This window comes from Dyadobacter fermentans DSM 18053 (genome assembly GCF_000023125.1).
In the GTDB taxonomy this organism is placed as follows: domain Bacteria; phylum Bacteroidota; class Bacteroidia; order Cytophagales; family Spirosomataceae; genus Dyadobacter; species Dyadobacter fermentans.
In genome coordinates this window covers 1964457-1986459 of sequence record NC_013037.1, presented here as the reverse complement: position 1 = coordinate 1986459, position 22003 = coordinate 1964457, and the positions used below count along the sequence as shown (strand labels likewise).

17 protein-coding genes are annotated in these 22003 nt (G+C 54.3%); 10 read left to right on the top strand and 7 right to left on the bottom strand.

The genetic code is table 11. The features are described from left to right. Nucleotides 1-21: 21 nt before the first annotated feature. Together DFER_RS08075 and DFER_RS08070 are read left to right on the top strand one after the other, a co-directional pair. Nucleotides 22-1395, top strand: a complete 1374-nt coding sequence (locus DFER_RS08075; protein WP_015811134.1) for an arylsulfatase — start codon at nucleotides 22-24, stop codon at nucleotides 1393-1395. Further along, a complete protein-coding gene (locus tag DFER_RS08070) occupies nucleotides 1392-2135 on the top strand; it encodes a DUF6250 domain-containing protein (protein WP_015811133.1) in 744 nt (247 codons plus the stop codon). Before DFER_RS08075 ends, DFER_RS08070 begins: the two co-directional genes overlap by 4 nt. A gap of 82 nt (nucleotides 2136-2217) precedes the next feature. Here DFER_RS08070 and DFER_RS08065 read toward each other — a convergent pair whose 3' ends face one another. From DFER_RS08065 to DFER_RS08050, 4 genes are all read right to left on the bottom strand, one after another. Further along, nucleotides 2218-3192 (bottom strand): hypothetical protein, encoded by a 975-nt coding sequence (locus DFER_RS08065; protein WP_015811132.1) that lies wholly within the window; start codon nucleotides 3190-3192, stop codon nucleotides 2218-2220. A 20-nt stretch (nucleotides 3193-3212) separates the two neighbouring features. Then, nucleotides 3213-4544 (bottom strand): MBOAT family O-acyltransferase, encoded by a 1332-nt coding sequence (locus DFER_RS08060; RefSeq protein WP_229206204.1) that lies wholly within the window; start codon nucleotides 4542-4544, stop codon nucleotides 3213-3215. 97 nt (nucleotides 4545-4641) lie between these two features. Further along, nucleotides 4642-5835: a cytochrome P450 gene (locus tag DFER_RS08055; RefSeq protein ID WP_187293436.1), complete on the bottom strand. Its 1194-nt coding sequence runs from the start codon at nucleotides 5833-5835 to the stop codon at nucleotides 4642-4644. Nucleotides 5836-5871: 36 nt separating this feature from the next. After that, nucleotides 5872-6120, bottom strand: a complete 249-nt coding sequence (locus DFER_RS08050) for an acyl carrier protein (RefSeq protein ID WP_015811129.1) — start codon at nucleotides 6118-6120, stop codon at nucleotides 5872-5874. A 238-nt stretch (nucleotides 6121-6358) separates the two neighbouring features. Between DFER_RS08050 and DFER_RS08045 the strand changes: the two genes are divergently transcribed. Then, a complete protein-coding gene (locus tag DFER_RS08045) occupies nucleotides 6359-7492 on the top strand; it encodes an acyltransferase family protein (RefSeq protein WP_015811128.1) in 1134 nt (377 codons plus the stop codon). A gap of 8 nt (nucleotides 7493-7500) precedes the next feature. Here DFER_RS08045 and DFER_RS08040 read toward each other — a convergent pair whose 3' ends face one another. Further along, on the bottom strand, nucleotides 7501-8355 hold the full coding sequence (locus DFER_RS08040) for a hypothetical protein (RefSeq protein ID WP_015811127.1): 855 nt from the start codon (nucleotides 8353-8355) through the stop codon (nucleotides 7501-7503). A gap of 288 nt (nucleotides 8356-8643) precedes the next feature. Here DFER_RS08040 and DFER_RS08035 point away from each other — a divergent pair, with 288 nt between their 5' ends. Continuing rightward, nucleotides 8644-9375 (top strand): response regulator, encoded by a 732-nt coding sequence (locus tag DFER_RS08035; protein WP_015811126.1) that lies wholly within the window; start codon nucleotides 8644-8646, stop codon nucleotides 9373-9375. Here DFER_RS08035 and DFER_RS08030 read toward each other — a convergent pair. Continuing rightward, nucleotides 9344-11146 (bottom strand): sensor histidine kinase, encoded by a 1803-nt coding sequence (locus tag DFER_RS08030; protein WP_015811125.1) that lies wholly within the window; start codon nucleotides 11144-11146, stop codon nucleotides 9344-9346. The two genes, DFER_RS08035 and DFER_RS08030, sit on opposite strands and share 32 nt — an antisense overlap. 241 nt (nucleotides 11147-11387) lie before the next feature. On the opposite strand from DFER_RS08030, the gene DFER_RS08025 reads away from it, so the two are divergent. Then, nucleotides 11388-13730 carry an outer membrane protein assembly factor BamB family protein gene (locus tag DFER_RS08025; protein ID WP_187293435.1) on the top strand — a complete coding sequence of 781 codons (2343 nt, stop codon included), beginning with the start codon at nucleotides 11388-11390 and terminating at the stop codon, nucleotides 13728-13730. A gap of 29 nt (nucleotides 13731-13759) precedes the next feature. On the opposite strand, the gene DFER_RS08020 is transcribed toward DFER_RS08025, so the two are convergent. Continuing rightward, the gene (locus tag DFER_RS08020) at nucleotides 13760-14530 is read right to left on the bottom strand and encodes a TerC family protein (protein WP_015811123.1); all 771 of its coding nucleotides are present in this window, start codon (nucleotides 14528-14530) and stop codon (nucleotides 13760-13762) included. Between the two features lie 131 nt (nucleotides 14531-14661). Between DFER_RS08020 and DFER_RS08015 the strand changes: the two genes are divergently transcribed. From DFER_RS08015 to DFER_RS07995, 5 genes are all read left to right on the top strand, one after another. Beyond that, nucleotides 14662-15408 carry a hypothetical protein gene (locus DFER_RS08015; protein WP_143828692.1) on the top strand — a complete coding sequence of 249 codons (747 nt, stop codon included), beginning with the start codon at nucleotides 14662-14664 and terminating at the stop codon, nucleotides 15406-15408. Nucleotides 15409-15636: 228 nt separating this feature from the next. Then, nucleotides 15637-16212: an RNA polymerase sigma factor gene (locus DFER_RS08010; RefSeq protein ID WP_015811121.1), complete on the top strand. Its 576-nt coding sequence runs from the start codon at nucleotides 15637-15639 to the stop codon at nucleotides 16210-16212. A gap of 68 nt (nucleotides 16213-16280) precedes the next feature. Beyond that, complete coding sequence (locus tag DFER_RS08005; RefSeq protein WP_015811120.1) at nucleotides 16281-17270, top strand: FecR family protein; 990 nt, start codon at nucleotides 16281-16283, stop codon at nucleotides 17268-17270. Nucleotides 17271-17282: 12 nt separating this feature from the next. Then, nucleotides 17283-20645 carry a TonB-dependent receptor gene (locus tag DFER_RS08000; protein WP_015811119.1) on the top strand — a complete coding sequence of 1121 codons (3363 nt, stop codon included), beginning with the start codon at nucleotides 17283-17285 and terminating at the stop codon, nucleotides 20643-20645. After that, nucleotides 20645-21988 carry a RagB/SusD family nutrient uptake outer membrane protein gene (locus DFER_RS07995; protein WP_015811118.1) on the top strand — a complete coding sequence of 448 codons (1344 nt, stop codon included), beginning with the start codon at nucleotides 20645-20647 and terminating at the stop codon, nucleotides 21986-21988. Before DFER_RS08000 ends, DFER_RS07995 begins: the two co-directional genes overlap by 1 nt. The last annotated feature ends 15 nt before the right edge of the window (nucleotides 21989-22003 follow it).

Below are 22003 nucleotides of genomic sequence, written 5' to 3'. Positions count from 1 at the left end.
TGAAATACAAATAAATTACTCATGCTGAAAAGGTTAAGTACATGGGCGCTGGCCCTGCTGATCGGCGCCCGGGCGATGGGACAATCGCCGAACATCGTTTTCATCCTCGCCGACGACCTCGGGTATGGCGACATCGGCGCACATGGCCAGAAGCTCCTCCGCACACCGAATATCGACGCCCTGGCCAAAGAGGGTATGATTTTCACCGACATCCACGCAGGTGCGCCCGTGTGCTCGCCTTCCCGCAGCGTGCTCATCACGGGACTGCACACGGGGCATACCACCATCCGCGGTAATGCGACCATCCGGGGCGGCATTGTCGGCAACAAAGGCAAACAAACCGTTCGTCGTGCGAACCTCGCCGCCGGCGATTTCACCGTCGGGAAGCTGATGGCGCAGAGCGGGTACACCACCGCGCTGACCGGCAAATGGCACCTCGATGGCTACGACACGCTCGCCACGCCCATTCACCGCGGTTTCGACCAGTTTTCGGGCTGGCTGATTGCTTATCCCGGCACGTATGCCAATGGTTACTGGCCCGCAAAACGGTACGTCAATGGGGTGTTGAAAGATGTTGAGCAAAATGAAAATGGCCGGAAGGGCTATTACGCCGACGACCTCACAACCGACGAAAGCCTGGCGTTTCTGGCCGCGCAGAAGGATGCGAAGAAACCTTTTGTGCTGATGATCAACTATAACAGTCCGCATTCGCCGCTGGATGCCGCCGACAGCTCCGCGTACAAAGACCGGGATTGGCCGCAGGACATGAAAATCTACGGCGCGCAGGTGCATCACCTCGATGAAAATGTGGGCAAGATCAAAAAATATCTGACCGAGAGTGGTTTAGCTAAAAACACCATCGTGTTCTTCTGCTCCGACAACGGTCCGCGCTCGGAAGGTACGCCGCAGCAGACGGCCATCGCCGAGTTTTTCGATTCCAACGGCCGGCTTCGCGGATATAAGCGGGATATGTACGAAGGCGGCATCCGCGTGCCGATGGTCGTGTGGGCGCCGGGGATTGTGAAACCGGGCAGCGTGAGCAGCGAACCGGCCTATTTCGCGGACATTATGCCTACATTCGCCGATATTGCCGGATCGAAAGTTTCTTATACGACCGACGGCGCGAGCGTGCTGGCGTCGATCAAGGGGAAGGCAGCATGGCAGCCGCGCTTTTTGTATTGGGAGTTTTTTGAAAAAGGCTTTGAACAGGCTGTTCGTTACGGCAAATGGAAAGCGGTGAAAGCCAAAGGAAAGCTGGAACTGTACGACCTGGATAAGGACATCAGCGAAACGAACGACGTGTCCGCGGACAACCCGGCGATTGTAGCGAAAATTGAAAACTATCTGAAAACCAGCAGGACGGAATCGCCATTCTGGCCGGTGGAGGGCAAATGACACGAATTTTTGAAATAATCAGCAGGACGGCGCGGGGCGTTGTCCTGCTATTTTGCATTCAGGCCGCGGCGCAACCGGCTTATAGTCAGAACGATGGACGCGGCAGTAATGCGACGCTCCTACATTCCGATGATTTTACGCAAGAACCGCTCGCCGGCCGCTGGATAGCCGAAACAGAGCCGAAAGGCCGATCCCGGGTGCGTGCGCAAGACGGCCGCCTGATTCTCGACACCGGCGGAGGGGTAACCGTTTGGTTCAAACCGAAGCTGGAAGGCAACATTCGCATCGAATACGACTGGACGGTGCTCGTGGATTCCGGCCGGAACGACCGGCTTTCGGACCTTAATCAATTTTGGATGGCCACCAACCCGCGCAATGCGGACCTGTTTGCCGCGAATGCGCAGGCGCGCAGCGGAAGTTTTGCAGAATATGATTCATTGTCGCTTTACTACGTCGGTTTTGGCGGAAATACCAACACCACCACGCGTTTCCGCAAGTACCACGGCGATGGTACCAAGCCGCTTTTGAAGGAATACCTCGATGCGCCGCATTTGCTTAAACCCAATCACACTTATCATATTGTGATCACCGTAAAGGATGGCCGCACGACCTTTTCCGCGGACGGGGAAGTGCTTTTTGACTGGACAGACCCTGCGCCGCTCACCGCGGGCTGGTTCGGTTTCCGGTCGACCCAAGCGCGGCACGCGATTGACCGGTTCCGGGTATGGAAGCTGAATTGAAGTGCCGGCCGCGCTTGTACGGTGAGGCCGCTGTGCCCGTCACCGGCTTTGCAGCTGCGAATGCGCGCTGTGACGAAGTGATTCAGCGATTAACCGAAATGCGTTTGGCAGCCTCCTCCCGGAAGAACCGGGTGTAGGCCGATGCCCCCCGTTGGTTGAGATGGTGGGCGTCGAAGAGGTTGCCGGGCGTAAACAGCGAATCGAGCAGGGGAGGTGCGGGCAGTGGAATGCATTGTGCATCCGGCAAAAATGGCGCGACCTGCGCCAGTACCCGCTGCTCGGCCGCGGTAATGCTGTTGGGATAATAAAAAATGACCTGCTTCCCCTGCTGCCGGGCGCGTGCTACGAGCCCGCTGAGCTGCGCAAGGTAAAAGGCATTGGGTGCCGCAGGCTTGTGAATGGCTGGCATGGCTTCAGTGGAAGTTTTGTTCGCTATGATCCGCTCATTCGTTGCCGGTAGCGCCCCGGCGACGGACTGGTGGCCGTTGGCGTGCAGATCGGCGTTGCCTTCCACCGGATCGTTCTCGGGTTTGATCGCCTTTTTGGCCGACAGGATCTGCGGGGCGATCGATACCATCTGGAACAAGGTGGTATTGAGGCCGCTCAGGAAGCTGCCGATTTTCTCGCTTGTGCCAATAGCGGGAGCATCGGACATTACCTGGGCGCGGAACACGGCATCGGGAATGACTTCCTGCGGCTGCAAGGCTACGGTGCTGTATTCCAGTGCACTGAGTTCAATGTAGATCGTGGTAACGCCAGGGTTTTCCGTAAGCATGTCGCTGGCGAGCTGAATGGCGCTGTATGGCGACAGGCTGAATATCCCGAAATTATAGCTGCGCGTTTTTTGATGGTTAAGCGAGTCGAAAAGCGCTGGATCGATCCCGTAGAGCGTGCGGCTGGTGCCGATGAATACGACGTTCGGGTTGAATGCGCTTAAATGCTTTTTCCGGGCAGTAATGTCGCGGCGCGGGTCGGTGTAGCATTGTGCGACGACCAGCGCGACGATCAGTTTGAATGCGATGAGCAGCAGCAGCCACTTGGCGATTTGGAGGATCATGGGCGTTAGCTAGCGGTTTTTCAGAACTGAATGTAGTAAAAATTGGCTACCGACGGCCTCCCGAACACCAGCACAAGCTGCACGAGCAGCAGCATCGAGACGGTCCGGTAGGCAGCGCTTTTTTTCAGCATGAATGAAGCGATGTCTTCCTGTTCGCCCATTTTGTAATTATAAAAATCCATAACCAGGAAAAGCGCGGTCGTGAGCAGGAAACTGGATGTGAGCAGCGACGTTACGCCGGACCCGAAGCCGAACATGCTGCTGTACAGCCGCACGCCACTGCTCAGTTCCGCGGCACGGAACCACCCCATAATGAGCGTGCCCGTAAGCAGCCGCACCACCACGCGCCACACATGATGCGCCTGCGTGCCGATGGCCATGCCCAGCCGCACGAGGCCGGTGGCGGCGTAAAACTTTTGCCAGAACTGCTTCGTGCGCATTTCGATATTGATGTACACCCATTGCAGCGCGCCCCAGATCACGAACGACCAGCTCGGCCCGTGCCAGAGGCCGGTGATGATGAATGTGACTAACCGGTTGAATTCGAGTCTTTTCTGGTTCGTGACGCCTTTGCTGATGTTGAAGAAAATGTAGTCGCGGAACCAGGAGGTGACGGTAATGTTCCAGGCCGTCCACGATTCTGTGCGCGAGGGCGTGAAATAGTAGCGGTTCGAGAAGTTCTTGCTCAAGCGTATCCCAAAGAGCCTGGCCGAGCCGGTAGCAATGTCGCAGTAGCCTGAAAAATCACAATAGAGCTGCACCGAAAACAGCAGAATAGCCAGCGTGACGGACATGCTTGTGTAGGATTCGGGCCGGTCGAAAACCGGTCCGGTGAGGTCGCCCAGCCGGGCTGCGAGGACGATTTTTTTGAATAACCCCCACACAATGAAGTAAATGCCTCCCTTGATGTTGTCCTGCTCATACGGTTTGGGCGCTTTGAGCTGGGGAACGAGCTGGCGCGTACGTTCGAGCGGGCCGGCTAGCAGCGTAGGGAAAAACCCGAGGTAGATCATCAGGTAACCGAGATGGCTTTCGGGCTTGATGTATTTCCGGTACACATCGTACAGGTAACCGATGATGAGAAACGTGTAGTAAGAAATGCCGATCGGTGCGATCCAGTTCAGCGCCACCAGCGACATGGAATTATGGACCGGGACCAGGTATTTGAAAAACAACAAAGGAGAAAGGCAAATCGCGATGGAAAGCGATAGCAGTATTTTCCGATGTTTTTTGGAATAGGCCTGGTTGCTCAGCGCTTTGCCGGAAACATAGCAGATAAGCACCAGTACGAGCCAAACGATCCAGTATTTCCCGCTCCAACTGAGGTTGAATAAAATACTTGCAACTAGCAAAAAGATCCATTTTTTCGTTTCCGGAACTTTGTAGTACGCTGCAACCGCAATGGATAATAGAAGTAAATATGTAAAATCGGTGAATTTGACCATGCGCCTATTTTAACAGCACGGGTAATGTTTTAAAGCCTCTGAAAAAGATCTTGGAATCCCATTGCGGCGCTTTGGTCGGGTGCAAACGGATGTCTGGGAACGCAGCCATGAAACGCGGCAGGAATTTCTGCAATTCGAACCGCGAGAGCCTTGCGCCGAGGCAATGATGCATGCCAAAACCGAAACCGATATGCGGGTTAGGCTTGCGGGTGGGCGTAAACGTATCGGGGTTCTGGAACACGGCCGGGTCGCGGTTGGCGGAGGCCAGGCCCAGCAGCACGGTTTGTCCTTTTCGCAGTTGCAGGCCTTCAAATTCCATTTCGGCGGCCACCTGCCGGGGTATCCAGTTCACCGGACTCACGTAGCGGATCAGCTCCTCCACGGCGATGGCGCATTCGTTATGTGCGTTCCAGTTGATCACCTTGTCGCGGTTTTCGATCAGCGCGGCAATGCTTTTGGTGAGCAGCAGCGTGGTGGTTTCCGTAGCCGCATTGACGAGGAATTCCCAGGTGCCGATCAGCTGCGGGGCCCTTGCACTTCCCATTACCTCGCGCATTTCGAGCAGGAGGCTGTTGGTGGCCTCGCGTTCGTGACGGCTGAATGTTTCGGAAAGATAGCTATGGAAAGTGCGCGACATGGAGGCACATTCCAGCAGTTCGGTCACCGACAAGGTCTTTTCGAATATGAAGGTAATCACGTAGGAAAACTTCTGGATGAAGTCGAAATCCGCTTTGTCGAGATCGATGATCTTGCTGATAATGAGGAAGCTGAACTGCCGCGCCATTTCTACGAGGTCGGCTTCTTCCTGGCCGTCGAGCGCGGCTATGACTTCCGTAATAGCGTCGAGTGTGATTTGTTCGTAGTTGGCCTGATAAAACTTCTGGTTCACAAAGCGCCGGTGCTCGGCATGTTTTTCACCATTCATAAAGAGCAGCCAATACCGGAGGCTCTCGCCGAATTCCAGCAGGCCGGGGTCGTTGTCCGACAGCGCGGATACGACCTTGAATCTTTCCGTAAAATCGAAGTTTTTGAAATTGTCCGAATCGGCCAGGATCTTTTTCACGTTCGCGTAATCCATCGCCACCAGGTCGCCGAACATATTAATATGCAGAGGGTCCGACTTTCGCACGTCGGCAATGAGCTCGGTATAGTTTTGATTGACCTCTTTTTTGGCTGACCAGATCGAGGTGGCGGACATGAGCGGGGTTTGCATAATCGAAACGGAAATGAGGCTTTATACTTCCTGATTTTCAGCAATCCATTGGCTGGTAGCGGCGATGGTGCGCATTTCCCAGAAAATGGAGGGACTTAATTCCATCCCGACGTATTCTTCGAGCTCGGTGGTGATGTTGACGAGAATGAGCGAATCGAGGCGGAAATGAACGATGTCGGCATCGATGGCAACCTGGGAAGGATCAATTTCGGCGTGTTTTGAAATCTTCGCGGCGATCCATTCAGAAATCTCACTAAAAGTCTTGGGCATGAGGGTGTTTTAATGTGGCAAGTATAATTTCGGAAGATAGTATCAAAGTTTTTTGTAAAAAAGCCGTTACGGCGAATAATGTGCTTTTGACGCGAATAATGTTAGTAACCGGTGAAACTTTATGGGCCCGGAACCGTTTGCGGGCCGTCGGGGCTAGGATTAGCATGCATTAAAGGCTAATTTTGCCCCCCCGCAGCCATACGCAAGTATAGCTTTTGTTTACCCCTTTATCTTTAATATGCCCACAAAAGGAATTCCTTCGAATGCACTCGTCTCCAAACCGCATTACCCTATACTGGACGGCCTGCGCGGCGTAGCGGCACTAACGGTGATCTGTTTCCATGTGTTCGAAGCATTCGCGACCAGCCATCTGGACCAAAAAATCAACCACGGTTATCTGGCGGTCGATTTTTTCTTCATCCTCTCGGGCTTCGTGGTCGGCTATGCGTACGACGACCGCTGGGATAAGATCACCATCCGCGACTTCCTCAAACGCCGGCTTATACGCCTGCACCCGATGGTGGTGATGGGTGCGCTCATCGGTGCGGCGGTGTTTTATTTGCAGGGCTGCGCCGCCTGGGACGTGTCCAAAGTATCGGCCGGCAGCCTGGTCGTTGCCACGGTGATCAACGCATTCCTCATACCGGCCACGCCGGGACTCGAAATCCGCGGGGTAGGGGAGATGTACCCGCTGAATGGCCCGAGCTGGTCGCTGTTTTACGAATACATCGGCAGTATCCTCTATGCCTTCTATCTGCGGAAGCTCGGCACCCGGGCGCTGGCCTGGCTCGTCGCAATCGCTGGTGCGGGCCTGGCTGCATTTGCCGTCTGGGGGCCCTACGGCGACATTTGCGTAGGATTTTCCCTCACTCCCGAAAACACGCTCGGCGGATTTTTACGTTTGTTATTCTCTTTTCCCGCAGGCCTCCTGCTCTCGCGCGTTTTCAAACCCCTTCCGGTGAAGAGCGCATTCTGGCCAGGCAGCGCGGCCGTTGTGGTCCTGTCGGCTATCCCGCGGGTCGGCGGCAGCGACCAGTTGTGGTTAAACGGTCTGTACGATTCGGTTTGCGTCATCGTCATCTTTCCATTGCTGGTCCGGATAGGCGCCTCGGCGCAGGTTACAGGTGAAACCACGACGCGGATATGCCGGTTTCTCGGCGATATTTCTTACCCGCTTTATATGGTGCATTACCCGTTCATCTATTGGTATTATGCGTGGGTCAAAAACGAGAACCTCACATTCGGGCAATCGCTTCCCGGGGCGCTGGCACTCGTAGTGGGATCGGTAGTGCTCGCTTACATGTGCCTGAAACTGTACGACGAGCCCTTGCGCAGGTTTTTGAGCAAGCGTTTGGCGGGCCGCAGGCCGTAAAGCAACTTTCACCGCTCCAATGTCTTGAATAAGAATGGCGACTGGGTGAATGAAATGCCTCCGGCGTTGGACGCGAATGCCCATACCTTGTAATTCGTGTTCGGTTTCAGGCCGGTGAGGGTACCGCTGATCGGGCCCGGAAGGGAGCCGGTGTAAGGCCCGAATTTCAGGGCCGGGTAGTCCGGAGATGATTCTGCAAAGAGAAATTTCATGTCTTCCGGCGTAAACTCCGGCGTCGATTGCAAGTCGTTGGTGGTTCCTTCGAGGTACGCAAATCCGTGCTGCTGAATATCGCCGCCGCCGTTTCCTTCTATATACACCCCGATTTTTATTTGATTCGCGGTGATTTCGGGAATGGCATTTAGCAATATCCGGGGTGGAAAAACGGGTGCTTTCACGTCCAGGGTAACGGTGAATGCCTTGCCATACACCGTCTGCTGGGCATAGGTGGCATAGGGCCGTACAAAATACGTTTTGCCCGGTACCAGCCCGGATAGCCTGCTTTCGAACACCAGCAGCGTATCACCGCAGTATTTTCCCAGCGTCGATTTACCTTCCGAATCCGTGAGCGTCGGCTGCTGCTGGGCGGTGCTCCACACGTGTCCGTGGGCATCGGCGCAGAGGCCTGCTTTGCCGGTGAGTGTGCTCACCACCTGCGCGGTGCTGCTCCCGCCCGAGGAGCCGCCCGGCGGAACCACCTCTTTCACATACGACTGGCTGGCAGGATTACTGGTATCGAACTGAGGCAGGGAAGCAATATCGGGGCCAGGATCTTTGCCCTTATCTTCATCTTTATCGCCGCAGGCCCAGAAGGCCAGGATTGACACAACCAATAATGTCCGGAAAAGGAAAGTGTATTTCATAAGAGACGGGAATAATAGCAAGGAGGTTTGATAGAGATGGTCTTGTCGCCGACAGTTATAGCTTTTGACAATACAAACATGAAATAGCTTTCAATGCAGGTTTCCTACAAGTTACAACCTATGAAACCGGAGTTATTTCTGACGAAACGGCATTTTTTTCAAACGAAGAACCTTCGGAAAGTCTGTTTTCCAAAAGTCGGTCTGGCAATAAATGCTTATTTTCGCTGTACAGCTAGTTCGATAGGATCGGGCTGCACGTAAACCTTGTCAAATTCAATTGAAACGTAAATGCCCCCGTTACGAATACTGATTGTTGAGGATATCGTCCTGACCGCCCTGGACCTGAGAAATTCACTTGAAAAAAACGGCTACGTCGTCACCGCGATCGCCCGGAATATGGAGGAGGTGCGACAGGCCGTGGTGCAAACGCTCCCGGACCTCGCGCTGATCGACATCATCCTGGAAGGCTCGGATGCGTCGGGGATCGAAATCGCCCAGTATTTGACCGAATTGCGGCCCATTCCCATCATTTACCTTACCGCGAATTCCGAAGAGGAGCAGTTCAGGAAAGCACAGCTGACCCGTCCGGCAGCCTATCTTTTGAAGCCATTCAGGATCAGCGATGTGATTTTCAATGTCGAATTGGCTTATCACAATTTCAAAGCGGCGGATCACGATCCGGAGCGGCACCTGATGCTGCCGACCAATGGCGGACTGGAACTCGTGGACCTCGATGAGGTGGCCTATCTGAAAGCCGCCGGCGCTTATACGGAGGTGGTTTTGGCCGATGGCACTACGTATCTCGTCAGTTCCGGCCTCGGGCAAACCGGGCTGTATTTCCGTGGAGCCAATTTTTTCCGGCTCTCGCGCTCGTTTGTGGTCAATATCCAGTACATCAAGCGCGTGAAGGAAGGCGAACTTCTGCTGCGTGACGGCATTACGAAAATTTCCCTGCCCGACGGCGCCCGCAAGGAGCTGCTGAATAAGTTTACGATTTTGAAAACGAAACAGCCGAAGTAACAAGGCTTCCCGGGGCAGGCCATGCACGTGCGAATTCCAGCTGGAAACTCACGCCCGTGTCGGGCGGCGTGGCGCCGGTAAACTGGCCCTTGCCGTTCAGTTGGAGGATCTGCGACTGGATGAGCGCGATCCCGAAGGTGGAGGAGTGGCTTTTGAGCAGCGATTTCAGCGGAACCGACAGGTTAACCCCTTCCATTCCCGGTCCATTGTCGGTCACCACGAGCCGGATTACCCGATTATGCTCAAAGCATTCAATGCGAAAGCGCGGGTTGGGTGTCCGACCGAAGGCATATTTGCAGGCATTGGTCGTAAGCTCGTTCACGATCAGCCCCACGGGCGTCGCTTTATCGGCGCCGAGCAGCACGCTTGCGAGCTGGTAGTCGAGGCTTACCTGTTTTACACCCAGCGTTTCGAGCACGCCACGGACGATTTCGGGGATGAAATCGGCGAGGTCCACCTGCGCCAGCTGCTCGCCATCGTAAAGCCGCCGGTGCAAAATGGCCATCGATTCGATCCGGAGAAGCGTTTCGTCGATCAAACGACGCGCCGGGGTATCGTCCAGTTGATCCGATTGCAGACTAAGCAAGCTGGCGATCACTTGCAGGTTGTTTTTGACCCTGTGGTTTTGCTCACGCACCAGGTCCTGGTTTTTTGCGCTGATCTGCCTGTTCTTTTTGTATAAAAAATAGAATACCAGCGAAGTAATGATGGCGAGCAGCAGCAGCGCGCCCATGGCCAGTGTAAAATTCCGCTCGGCCCGGGCCGCTTCCAGCTCCGCTCGCTGGGCCTGGATTTCCGCTTCCTTTTTTTCGGCCTCTTCCTTTAAATAAAACGACTGGATGGCGTTATCGCGATCGCCGGAGCGCCTCTGCGCGTATAGATGGTTCAGTGTTGACGCTGCCTCAAAAGCCCTTTTCCATAATTTGGCTGCCACGAACACATCGACCTGGGCCTCAATGAGATGCGTGCTGGTCCAGTAATCGGCGATTTGCTTTTGCGACATCAGTTTCTCGGCCTTATCCACGCTTTTGATCGCATTCGGCATATCACGGAATTTCAGGAATGCCGAGGCCATGTGGCAAATCGTGTGAACGACCGCATTGTTGTCGCCTTTTGCCAGAAACAAAAGATAGGCGTCGTCGAGCTCGGTAATGGCCCGCTTGTCATTGAAATGCCGGTAAAGATCCGCCAGCTGCAAATGCGCTTCGGCCATCATGGTAGTGTCCTTGGCCACACTCGCGTGGAATGCGATCGCATCAATGCAATGGCGGATTGTGTCGCTTCTTTCCGGGATCGCAGCGGTTTTTTTCAGCTCCTGCTTGTCCCAAATCCATATTCTTTTATAAAAGCTGGTAATGTAATTGTAGGCCAATGCGATGCCGCTGTTATCTTCCATCCGGCTGAATATATCGAGCGCTATACAGGCATTTTCATAGTCCACGCGTGACCTGCCATTGACATGAATTCCCTCATTTAATGTCAGATAGGCCATTGCCAGCTCTTTTGAATCTTTGCCTTTGAGAATGCGGATCACCTTCAAAAAATATTCATTTCCCCGCGAGAAGTTTCCTGCCTTTTTATAGGTATTACCAAACAAAAACCACGCCTTTCCCAGTAAAACCGAGTCGTTTTGAGCCATCGCTTCCGATTCCATCGCCTGCGCTTTTTTGATATTATCCGGATCGAGGTTCAGTTCCGGAAAAAGGGATTGTCCGAATGCCGGAAAACAGAACGTGACCAAAATCAAAAGCCGGAAAATGGGAAGCTGCATAGGAAACGATGGGAGGGTTTTTTCAATGTAATTCGCCGCATTGGCGAAACAATATAAAGAAGTTTTTTAATGGAATTAGTTGTACCAGTTTTTGTAAAGAAAAGCTGCCGCTTTGCAAGAAATGAATCGGGTTTCATCCGGTAGCCGCGCGGATACATTTTTATTTGTCGCAGTTTTGAAATACAAAGCCGCTCCGCGTTCGGCCGAAGATTTTCGTAATAACATCCTCTATCAGTTCTCGATGAAATCACGCTTACTGAAACCGCTCCGGAAGATTTTTACAATGCTTCTGGTGTTTCTCACTGTCATTGCCTGTAAAAAGGACGTCGTTCCCACGCAGCCTGCACCCGAGCCCGAACCGGAAGTCGTGATTCCCGGCAAAACGGTCGGGTTCGGCGTGGAATTGGTCCCGGCGGAAGAATATGAGAAATTGCCTCTGATCGCCGAGCCGGTCATGGCCAACGGCCGCACCATGAAGGACCCGACGCTCACCCCAACGTACGATTTGACGGCCAAAATGCCGCCCGTGGCCAGTCAGGGAAACCAAAACTCCTGCACGGCATGGGCAACGGCATTTGCCGCGAGAAGCTACCTCCATTCCCGCCTGACAGGCGCGAGCTACGTGGGCAGCGACGGCAACCGCGACAATGCCCGCGTATTCAGCCCGGCATTTGTGTACAATCAGATCAACGGAGGCAACGATAAAGGCTCATTTACCTACAATGCGCTGGACCTGATGAAGAACACAGGCGTGTGTTCCTGGCAGGATATGCCCTATAAAGACACCGATTTTCTCACCAAGCCAACCAACGAGCAAACGCAAAAAGCGGGCAATTTTAAGATTAAAGATTGGGGTAGAATCAATATTTCGGAGAGCGTTTTTAAGAAATTCATTTACTACGATTACCCTGTTATCATCAGTGCCTACCTCGATAACAGCTTCCTTGAACTTACGCACAAAGACCCGCAAAACGAATTTGTGTGGAAAGAAAATACCGGCGCCAAAAGTGCGCACGCCATGGTTGTTGTTGGATACGACGATAGCCGCAAAGCATTCAAAGTTCAGAATTCCTGGGGGAAAAACTGGGCTAACCGCGGGTATATCTGGCTGTCGTACGAGCTGGTCGAAGAAGTGATCAGGGAAGCGTATATTATGATCGTCGATGACAAATCCATTGTGGCACCACCGAAGGTCGAAACCGTGGGGGCGAACCTGGAAGAGGACGGCGAAGTGGTGTTCTCTGCCCGCGTTACCGACCGCGGCGACGCGCCGATCCTTGGCGTCGGATTTTGCATTGCCAGTACTAGAAGTCTGCCCGAAGTGAAATCGAGCGTGCGCATTGAAGGGATCTCGATGGTGCCCTACAACTTTACCTATTCGCAACGCCTCGCGGGCGATACGCTCTGGTACCGTGCCTATGCCGAAACCGTTTCGGGAACGGTTTATGGCGATACCGCCCACGTGGTGCTCAAAAACACCAGTAACCCCGTCGGCTCACTGGCCCAGAATACGTTGTTTTTCAACGACGGACGCCAGGCATTCTCGGTCGACGTCGATAATGGAACGGTACTATGGACCTCGCCCAAGGATGGATCTTCGAACGATAAGGGAAGCGTTTATGCCAATGGCATGTATGTTTTCGGCGAACATCGCCTTGTGGGTGTTGATGCCGTCACCGGGAAAACGAAGTGGATGTATTCCGATCCCCGGTACCACACCTCATTTTATTCCCAACCGGTGGCAATCGGCGGAACAGTGTTCATGATCGGTGAGTATCGCCTCACTGCGATTGACGTCCAGTCGGGCCTGAAACTGTGGTCGCTGGACGCGGCCGAGTTCGCGAATGATGCCAATACGAGCTTCCACGGCGGATTGAGCGTAACCAAAGACAATAAGCTGTTTTTCGTAACCTGGGGAAGGAATTCTAAATACACGGGTTACATCGTGAGCGATCCGAGAAACGGCAAATCGATCACCGAATTCGATAACCAGGGCGAATCCTACTCCGGTAACCCGTTCTGGGACGATAACCAGCTGGTGATGGCTACCGGCGCGAGAGACCTGAAATCATTCGCACTGAAACCCGCACCGAAGGAGATGTGGCGCTCGCGCGAATTCCTGTCCAGCTCCGTGATCAGCAACAATGTGGTGGTAGGGCACGACGTTGCCGGCAAGGCCCTCAAAGGGCTCGATAAAGCAACGGGTACCCGGTTGTGGCAATACACGCCGGCGGTGGGAGAAATCTATACGAGGGCATGGAGCGTCTCAGGCAAATATGCGGCCATGACGGTCATGGAGCGAACCAGCGCATTTGGCGGCAACCGCTTCATCCATGTGATTGACATTACCAATGGAAAACTGGTGTGGGAGAAAAAGCTCGCCACCACAGTGGCCGAAAGCGTTCTGGCGGCAGGCAACAAGGTTGTGACCTGGGATGGCGAAGCGGTGGCATTCGACATTGCCACCGGCAACCAGCTTTGGAAAACCAATGTAAACACCTCCAAACTCATCTTCCCACGCGATATGGTGGTTGTCCAGAAAAATGGAACGAGCTACTATATGGTTGAATCAGGCATGAAATAGCAGATACCGCCGGGCGGCACGAAAAGACGCTACTCTTTTTGTGCCGCCTTGCTCACCAGCTTTTCTTCCCCCGCCCGGTAATGCTCGCGGGTGGTTACCGGCTCGCCTTTGGCTTTGTTCATCCGGAGCTGGAACACATCAACCAGCAGCGAGAAGGCCATCGAGAAGTAAATGTAGCCTTTGGGTATTTCCAGTCCGAAACCCTCGGTAATCAGCGAAAAGCCGATCAGGAGCAGGAACGACAATGCAAGCATTTTGAATGCCGGGTGGCGGTTCACGAAATCACTGATCTTTTCCGCTGCCACGAGCATGATCAGCACCGTTACCACTACGGCCACGTACATCACCCACACTTCCTTCACCATCCCGATGGCCGTAATGATGGAGTCGATCGAAAAAACCATGTCCATGATGAGTATTTGTGTGATAACCTGGGCAAAAGTGGTGGCTTTGATCTGCTTGCTCTGGTCACCTTCCTCGCCTTCCATTTTGTGGTAAATCTCGGTAGCGCTTTTATAGAGCAGAAAAAGCCCGCCCGCGAGCAGCACCAGCTCTTTTCCCGAAAATCCCTCTCCGAAAACGACGAACAGGTCTTTGTCCAGCTTCATAATCAGTGAAATGAGCATCAGCAGGCCGATCCGCAGCACACCGGCGAGGATCAACCCGATCCGCCGGGCCCTCTTTTGCTGATCGACAGGCAGCTTCGCTGCGATGATTGAGATGAAAATTACATTATCGATGCCCAGAACGGCTTCGAGGGCAACGAGCGTCAATAGGGAAATAATGACTTCAACTTCCATGTGGATGAGGTTTGGTGGACGTTTTTCATGCGCAGGCAAAATGCATGCCGCAGTGAATTTGTCACCGGATGGGGCGTTGTTTAAATAATATTAAATTAAATGATATATTGGAGCTGTTTAAAAGCCACCCTATGCCGAAGTATTTTCTCCAAGCAGCTCTCACTATTATCGGTATCATGCACGCGCTGGCGGCTGCGGGCGGGATCTGTATCCCGGTCGAGTTCCTCCGTAAATATGAAGCATCGGACTTCGTGGCGCGCGTCACGATCACGAGCCTGAGTTCCAATGTGGGTGACGCATTCCATTATCAATCGGGAATTGCGATCCGCGAACTCTACAAGGGCCGCCGCGTGCAGGAAATCTTCATCGAAGGCAGCAGCGATGGCAAAATTCGAACGACAAGCGATTTATTCTTTCCCAAAAACACCGAAATCCTCGTGTACGCGCGCCTGACGGAAGATGGCCAATATATTTTCGATTCATGCTCGGGCTACCTTGTCCTGGGCAATACCCTTTCGCACACGGCCAGGCGGGAACTCGACATGCTGGAAGTTTTAAAAAGAGAATCAGCCAGCCGCCCGACGCCCGGCTTGTACCAGGCCGATTTGCAAGATCAGCTTAAAGCCCTGCGCGGGGTGCAGCTTTCCAAAAGCTTCGCCATTTTCGAAATCACCTTCAGCGATAGCCTGCAAGTGGCCACGGTCCGGACCGTGAGCGGTTTCACGCAGGCGGTTGATGAGCGACTGAAAGCGATCATCAGCCATGCAAACTGGACCGGCCGCGACCGGCATTCAGGGGGTAAAAAACAGTTCATCGCCTTCTACTACTATGAAGCCGAGAAAGGCCAGCCGTCTTTTATCGGCACGCTGGACGTGTAGGACACGACGCAGCCTCTGGGTGAATAGCCGCTGTGACCACACGTTATAAGTGTCGCGTATATAGTATTCCGGTAGCACTTTTCAAAAAGTTAGCCAGGTATTTTTCAGCATCATCGCTTGCACGATAACTTAAATTGGTCTTTATTTGTCTACTAAGTTTATAGAGTACTTGTCTTGTTAACCACCAATAAGCCTTGCTATCAACTACCAATGTAAAACTTTTGGGAAGTGCATGAGTTAGGAGATTTATCGGATCGGCAGTTGCTGGAAATGTTCCAGGAAGGCTCCGTGGCGGCATTTGAAGAAATACACCGGCGTTATTTCAGGCGGCTCTACGCGCATGCCTTCAAAATGCTCGGTAATGCGGAAGATGCGCAGGATGTGGTGCAGGAGGTGTTTATCAGCTTGTGGGCCAAAGGGGCGGGCGTCCGGCTGCATACCGGTTTGGCGGGTTATCTGTTCACATCGGTGCGCAACCGCGTGCTGAACCTCATTGAGCAAAAGACGGTTTACCAGCATCATATCGATGGCCTGGCGGCGTTTCTGCGTGAAAATCCGGCTCCGGCCGGCGACCCGGATGAAGAAATTCTGTTCTCGCTTCTCGAAGCGGAAATAGAAAACCTGCCGCGCAAAATGAAGGAAGTTTTCGAGCTGCGCAGAAAGGGGGAAATGTCCTATGCCGAGATCGCCGATCAACTTGCATTGTCCGATCACACTGTAAAAAAGCAGATTAGTAATGCAATTAAGATACTGAGGGACAGGTTGGTACAATGGAAATCCCAGTTGGTAGTGCTATTTTTTTAAAAAAATTCTACTACCAAATGCTTACTCGCCTGTCATACTTCTGAATTGCAATTCAAAAATAGAATCGAATGGACCATCGGGAGGTGAGGGATTTGCTGGGGAGATACCGGCTCGGGCGATGTACCGACGCCGAAAAAGCGCTGATCGCGGAATGGTATGCGCAGGCGGCCCGGCAGCAGCCCGATTTGCCCGGCGACCCCGAAGCGGCCCGCGCCGAATCGTGGGCGAATATCATGGGGGCGGTCCATGCGGAACACACATTTGAAGCCCGGCTGCGGCCCGTCCATTGGGGCCGGGTATTTTATGCAGCCGGCGCAGTGGCGGCATTGCTTTGCCTGGGCTTTTTCTGGCTGGGCGGCGGGTTGTCTCAGAATCAAAACGGTGCAGCGGCTCGCATGCTCACCGCCAGTACATTACCCGGCGAAGTGCGGACCTACCGGCTGCCCGACAGCTCGCTGGTAACGCTCAACGGCGGCAGTTCCGTGCGGTATCCCGAAGTATTCGGAGCCAAAGTGCGGGAAGTGACGCTTACCGACGGCGAGGCGTATTTCGATGTGAAACACAATGCTTCGCATCCGTTTATCGTCGACGCCGGCCGCACGCGGACGCAGGTGCTCGGCACCGTATTTTGCGTGCGTGCTTACCGAAGCCTGGCCGACGTACGCGTAACCGTGGCCAGCGGCAAAGTAGGCGTGCGCAACGCCAGCGGCTATTCCGACACGCAAACGGCGTTTCTGCTTCCCGACGAGCAGCTGGTGGTCGACAACCGGAGCGGACGGGCGCAAAAAGAACGCGTGAATGCGCGCTCCCTGGCCGGGTGGCTGCGCGGTGCGATGGATTTCAACAATGAAGAGCTGAGAACGATCGCATTGCTGCTGGAAAAGAAATTCAATGTGCCGGTGCGGGTTGAAAATGAAACACTTGGCATCCAGAGGCTTACGGCGCGTTTCAGAGCGGAGGAAACTTTGGACGACATACTCGGGACGCTGGCCATGGCGGGCAATTTCAGGTACCGCCATGCAACGGGCCAGGTGCTGATCACAATGAACGAGCATTAAAACGAAGAAACTATGACGGTATTTATCCGACAAAACAATGGCATTGGCCAGCATTACCTAAGCAGGCTCTGGGTGATTCTCGTCCTCGCGGCTTCCCTTTTCCACCCGCTCCACGCGGAAAGAGAGAAGACGATCCGGGATGTGAAAATTTCGATCAGGGCTGAGAAACAGTCTTTAAAGGCTATTTTAACACAAATCGAAACAAAAAGCGGGTTCGTTTTTATTTACCAGGATAGACTAGTAAATCCATATACTAACCTCGCTTTTGAGGCCCGCAATGAATCGCTTGAACAGGTGCTGAACAGCCTGTTGCGCCAGCGCGGCCTCGACTACGAACAGCAGAAAGAAAAAGTGATCATCCGCAAAGCGCCTGCGCAGACCGGTGAAGCCGCCGATTCGGACGAGGCGTCCGACCAGGCGATCAACGGCGTGGTGAAAGACGAGAAGGGCGACGGTCTCCCGGGCGTGACCATCCGCGTGAAAGGAACGAATAAGGGCACGCTCACCGACGCCAATGGCGCATTCACGATTTCGGCGGGCGGCAGCGACGTGCTCATCTTCTCCTACATTGGCTATGTCACTGCCGAACAAGCCATTAGCAGCGCTACCAGCATCGATATTTCCCTCAAACCCGACGAAAGCCAGCTCAGCGAGGTGATCGTGACGGGTTACACCCAAACCAAACGCAGCGCCCAAACCGGCGCCGTCACAACCGTCGATTCCAAGGACTTTTCGCAGGTTTCCTACAACAGCGTGATCGAGAAATTGCAGGGTACGGTGCCCGGTTTGCAGATTTCGAGCAATTCGGGCGTGCCGGGCACATCGGTGCTCGTGCGGCTGCGCGGCGCCACGTCTATTAAGGCAGGGAATGATCCATTGTATGTGGTGGATGGCGTTTTTATCAACAATGAAAACTTACAAGGCCTTTCGCGCGGCATGGGCGGGCAGACGCCCAACCCGCTTTCCGACCTGAACCCGGACGATATCGAATCGGTATCGGTGCTGAAAGATGCCAATGCGACGGCGCTCTACGGGGCACGCGGTGCCAATGGCGTGATCCTGATCACGACCAAGCGCGGCGCGCGCAACTCGCGTACGAAGGTGAGTATCAATGTGGAACAGGGTTTTGCAAAAGCCACCAACCTGTGGCAGCTGGTAACCGGTCCCGAGCATGCCCAGCTGGTGAACCTGGTGCATGTAAACGATGGGAAGTCGTTTGCTACCCGCCCGTTCCGGCCCGTATCGGAGGCCGTAGCAGGTTTTCCGGCATTCGGCAGTCCCGAAGAGCAGGGCACCTACGACCGGGTGAGCGACATTTTCCGCACGGCAGCATTGAGCAAATACACCTTATCCGTGTCCGGCGGCGACTCGCGCACCAACTTCTACCTCGGCGGCGAGTTCCAAAACCAGCAATCGACGCTCAAAACGCAGGACTTCAAGCGGTATTCCTTCCGTTTCAATATCGACCATTCGATTTTGCCCAACCTTAAAATCGGGACGAGCAACACCCTTTCCAGCGTGCCGCGCCGGCTCGTGCGGGTAGGGGACGGCCCGGCGGGACTGTTCCAGGCGGCATTGCACACGCCTACTTTTTACCCATTCTACAATGAAGACGGCAGCTATGCCAAACCGACGGTCTTCGACAGCCACCTCGCCATTCTAGAAAACTCGGACACGCATTCGGTGAGCCTGCGGAGCATCAACAATGTGTACGCGCTCTGGAATATCCTGCCGAACTTGTCCTTCAAATCCTCGTGGAGCAATGATTACAACAACTATCACGAGAAGGCCTACTACAACACCAACCTCGTGTACGGCCAGCCCGCGGGCGAGGCAAACGACGTCACGACGATCAAGCAATCGCTCATTGCCGAGCAGCTTTTGAATTACAATTTGTCCTCTGCCAAAAGCGAATTCTCAGTTTTCGTAGGTAACACCATTCAAAAAACCACTACCGAACGCGCCACACTGACCGGCACCGGCTTCCCAAGCAACCAGTTCAAGCGCATTGCGTCGGCCGCCGTGCAAACAGCCTCATCCACAGGCTCGTCGTACGGATTGCTCTCGTTTTTTACAGGTTTTAATTATAGTTATGACAACCGGTACAGCATTGACGGCAACATCCGCGCTGATGCTTCTTCGCGCTTCGGGGCCGATCACCGCTGGGGCTATTTTCCATCGGTGGGCTTGGGCTGGAACATTTCCAAAGAGGCATTTTTTTCTGAAAATAACACCCTCACCGACCTGCGCTTCAAGGCCAGTTTAGGATTAACGGGTAACCAGGATATAGACGATTTCGCTTCCCGCGGCCTGTGGGCGGGCGGTACCAACTACGGCGACCAGCCCGGCATCGCGCCCAGCCAGCTCGCCAATCCTGATCTGAAATGGGAAACCACGCGCCAGTACAACTTCGGGCTGTCGGGGGCATTGCTGAAACAGCGGCTCAATTTTGAATTCAATTATTACGATAAATTCACCTACGACCTGCTCCTCGACCAGCCCGTGGCGCCGAATACCGGATTTTCGTCGGTGGTGCGCAATGTGGGCGAGATCAGCAACCGGGGCGTGGAGCTGTTGCTAAGCTCGGTGAATGTGCGGAACCAGGACCTGGAATGGAAAACGACGCTCACCGTATCGCGCAACGTGAACCGCGTGCAGAAGCTGCTGACGCCCATTACGGCCGGCTACGACATGTTCCGCGTGGTGGAAGGCCAGCCGTTGTACTCGGTGTACGCTTATAAAGAGCTCGGGCTGAATGCCGAGAATGGCAATGCGATTTACGAGGATATTAACAGGGACGGCAGGATCACCGTGGACGACCAGCACATCGTCGGCAATATCTGGCCCAAGTTCGAGGGGGCATTTCGTAACACATTGTCGTTCAAAGGCCTCGATCTGAACCTGAATTTTTATTACAAATACGGCAACTCGGCCTACAACTACACGGCTTATTTTCTGGAAACCGCCGGTACCCGCGGCGTGACGCGCTCCATCCAGAAAAGCTCGCTCAACTACTGGCAGAAACCCGGCGACACCGGCGTGCTGCCCCGCCCGACCAACCTCACCAACCCCGACGGCAGCCTCAACTACTTCCGCACGGGCAACAGCCGCTACCTAGAAGACGCTTCCTACCTGCGCCTGCGCGACATTACAATCAGCTATAACCTGCCCAAAAGCATCACGTCGGCCATTCGTACCTCGGGCGTGCGGCTGTACCTGACGGCCACCAACCTGTGGACGCTGACCAACTATTCGGGTCCCGACCCCGAGGTGAACGTGGCGGCCGACAGCCGCAACGGGCTCGTGCAAGGGCTGGATTTCGGCACGCCGCCGCAGCCGAAATCGGTGGTACTGGGTGTGAATCTGAGTTTTTAATGGAATTGATGATGAAAAAACTGAATATAACACTGATACTGGCCGCATTATGGCTCTCGTCCTGCTCCGACCTGCTGAACACCGAGCCGGAGCAGAACATCTCCGACGAAGCGGTGATCGTAGACGAAAAATCGGCCAATACGGCCCTCGTAGGCGTGTACGACGCATTGCAAGGCTACGCAACATCCAACATTATCGGCGTGGACCTCGCTTCCGACAACGTAGTGAACTACAATAACCAGAACAACCTGGTGCCCGACCTGACGCCCAACAATGCAGGCGGCGGCTTCTCGGCGATTTACAAGATGATCAACCAGGCCAACTTTGTGATCGCCCTAGTACCGGGTGTGCAGGATGGCTTTTTTACCCAGGAAGAGCGGAACCAGGTGCTGGGCGAGGCCTATTTCCTGCGCGCATTGGGTTACCTGGACCTGGTGAAAACCTACGGCGGCGTGCAGCTCGTACTCGCGCCCGCCACCGGCCCGGATACGCATAAAGGGACCAAACGAAGCACCGCAGCCGAAACCTACGCGCAAATCGGCGCGGACCTCGACCAGGCCGAGCAGCTTTTGAAAGAAACGGTGAACCGCACCCGCGCCACGCGTTTTTCGGTATATGCATTGAAAGCGAGGTATTTCACCTATTTGCAAAACTGGGAACAGGCGGAGGCGAACGCGTCGAAAGTGATTGCCCAGGCAGGGTTCAAGCTGGTGAAACCTTACTCCGCATTCTTTACGGGCAAAACGACGGAAGAATCCATTTTCGAACTCGTTTACAGCACCTCCGACCGGAACTCATTTTATACCAACTGGCTTTCCCCGGCCGATGGCGGTCGGCATGACTACATCCCTGCGCGGGAGTTCGTGAGCCAGCTGCTCGATCCGGCCAGGGGCGGCGCGCGCAAAAGTTTGCTCAAACAAACCGCCGAAGGCTCCTGGGACCTCATCCAATACGGCAAGCCCGACGGTTCCAGCTCGGTATTCATCCTGCGCATTGCCGAGCAATACCTCATCCGCGCCGAAGCGCGTGCCAACAAAGCCGCGCCCGATTTCACCGGCGCCCTGGCCGACCTGAATGCGATCCGCAGCCGTTCGGACGTGCCGGCATCGCCGCTCACGGCCGCGTCGGGCAAGGAGGCATTCAACCTTGCGATCCTAGAAGAACGCAGGCTGGAACTGCCTTTCGAAGGCCACCGCTTCGTGGACGTAGTGCGCACGGGCCGTTCGGCGAGCATTTTCGGGGCTGTTAATGCCAACCGGAAGAACCAGCAATTCAACGTCCTGCCCATCCCGCTCACAGCCATCCAGACTGACGGCGACCTCGTCCAAAATCCCGGCTATTAACGTTCATTCCTACCA

What these genes read in the sequence shown, in the direction of transcription:
- DFER_RS08005 (WP_015811120.1), top strand. Translation starts at nt 16,281, where the DNA reads ATGGACCATCGGGAGGTGAGGGATTTGCTGGGGAGATACCGGCTCGGG.
- DFER_RS07995 (WP_015811118.1), top strand. Translation starts at nt 20,645, where the DNA reads ATGGAATTGATGATGAAAAAACTGAATATAACACTGATACTGGCCGCA.
- DFER_RS08070 (WP_015811133.1), top strand. Translation starts at nt 1,392, where the DNA reads ATGACACGAATTTTTGAAATAATCAGCAGGACGGCGCGGGGCGTTGTC.
- DFER_RS08065 (WP_015811132.1), bottom strand. Translation starts at nt 3,192, where the DNA reads ATGATCCTCCAAATCGCCAAGTGGCTGCTGCTGCTCATCGCATTCAAA.
- DFER_RS08025 (WP_187293435.1), top strand. Translation starts at nt 11,388, where the DNA reads ATGAAATCACGCTTACTGAAACCGCTCCGGAAGATTTTTACAATGCTT.
- DFER_RS08035 (WP_015811126.1), top strand. Translation starts at nt 8,644, where the DNA reads ATGCCCCCGTTACGAATACTGATTGTTGAGGATATCGTCCTGACCGCC.
- DFER_RS08055 (WP_187293436.1), bottom strand. Translation starts at nt 5,835, where the DNA reads ATGTCCGCCACCTCGATCTGGTCAGCCAAAAAAGAGGTCAATCAAAAC.
- DFER_RS08050 (WP_015811129.1), bottom strand. Translation starts at nt 6,120, where the DNA reads ATGCCCAAGACTTTTAGTGAGATTTCTGAATGGATCGCCGCGAAGATT.
- DFER_RS08075 (WP_015811134.1), top strand. Translation starts at nt 22, where the DNA reads ATGCTGAAAAGGTTAAGTACATGGGCGCTGGCCCTGCTGATCGGCGCC.
- DFER_RS08000 (WP_015811119.1), top strand. Translation starts at nt 17,283, where the DNA reads ATGACGGTATTTATCCGACAAAACAATGGCATTGGCCAGCATTACCTA.
- DFER_RS08020 (WP_015811123.1), bottom strand. Translation starts at nt 14,530, where the DNA reads ATGGAAGTTGAAGTCATTATTTCCCTATTGACGCTCGTTGCCCTCGAA.
- DFER_RS08045 (WP_015811128.1), top strand. Translation starts at nt 6,359, where the DNA reads ATGCCCACAAAAGGAATTCCTTCGAATGCACTCGTCTCCAAACCGCAT.
- DFER_RS08040 (WP_015811127.1), bottom strand. Translation starts at nt 8,355, where the DNA reads ATGAAATACACTTTCCTTTTCCGGACATTATTGGTTGTGTCAATCCTG.
- DFER_RS08015 (WP_143828692.1), top strand. Translation starts at nt 14,662, where the DNA reads ATGCCGAAGTATTTTCTCCAAGCAGCTCTCACTATTATCGGTATCATG.
- DFER_RS08030 (WP_015811125.1), bottom strand. Translation starts at nt 11,146, where the DNA reads ATGCAGCTTCCCATTTTCCGGCTTTTGATTTTGGTCACGTTCTGTTTT.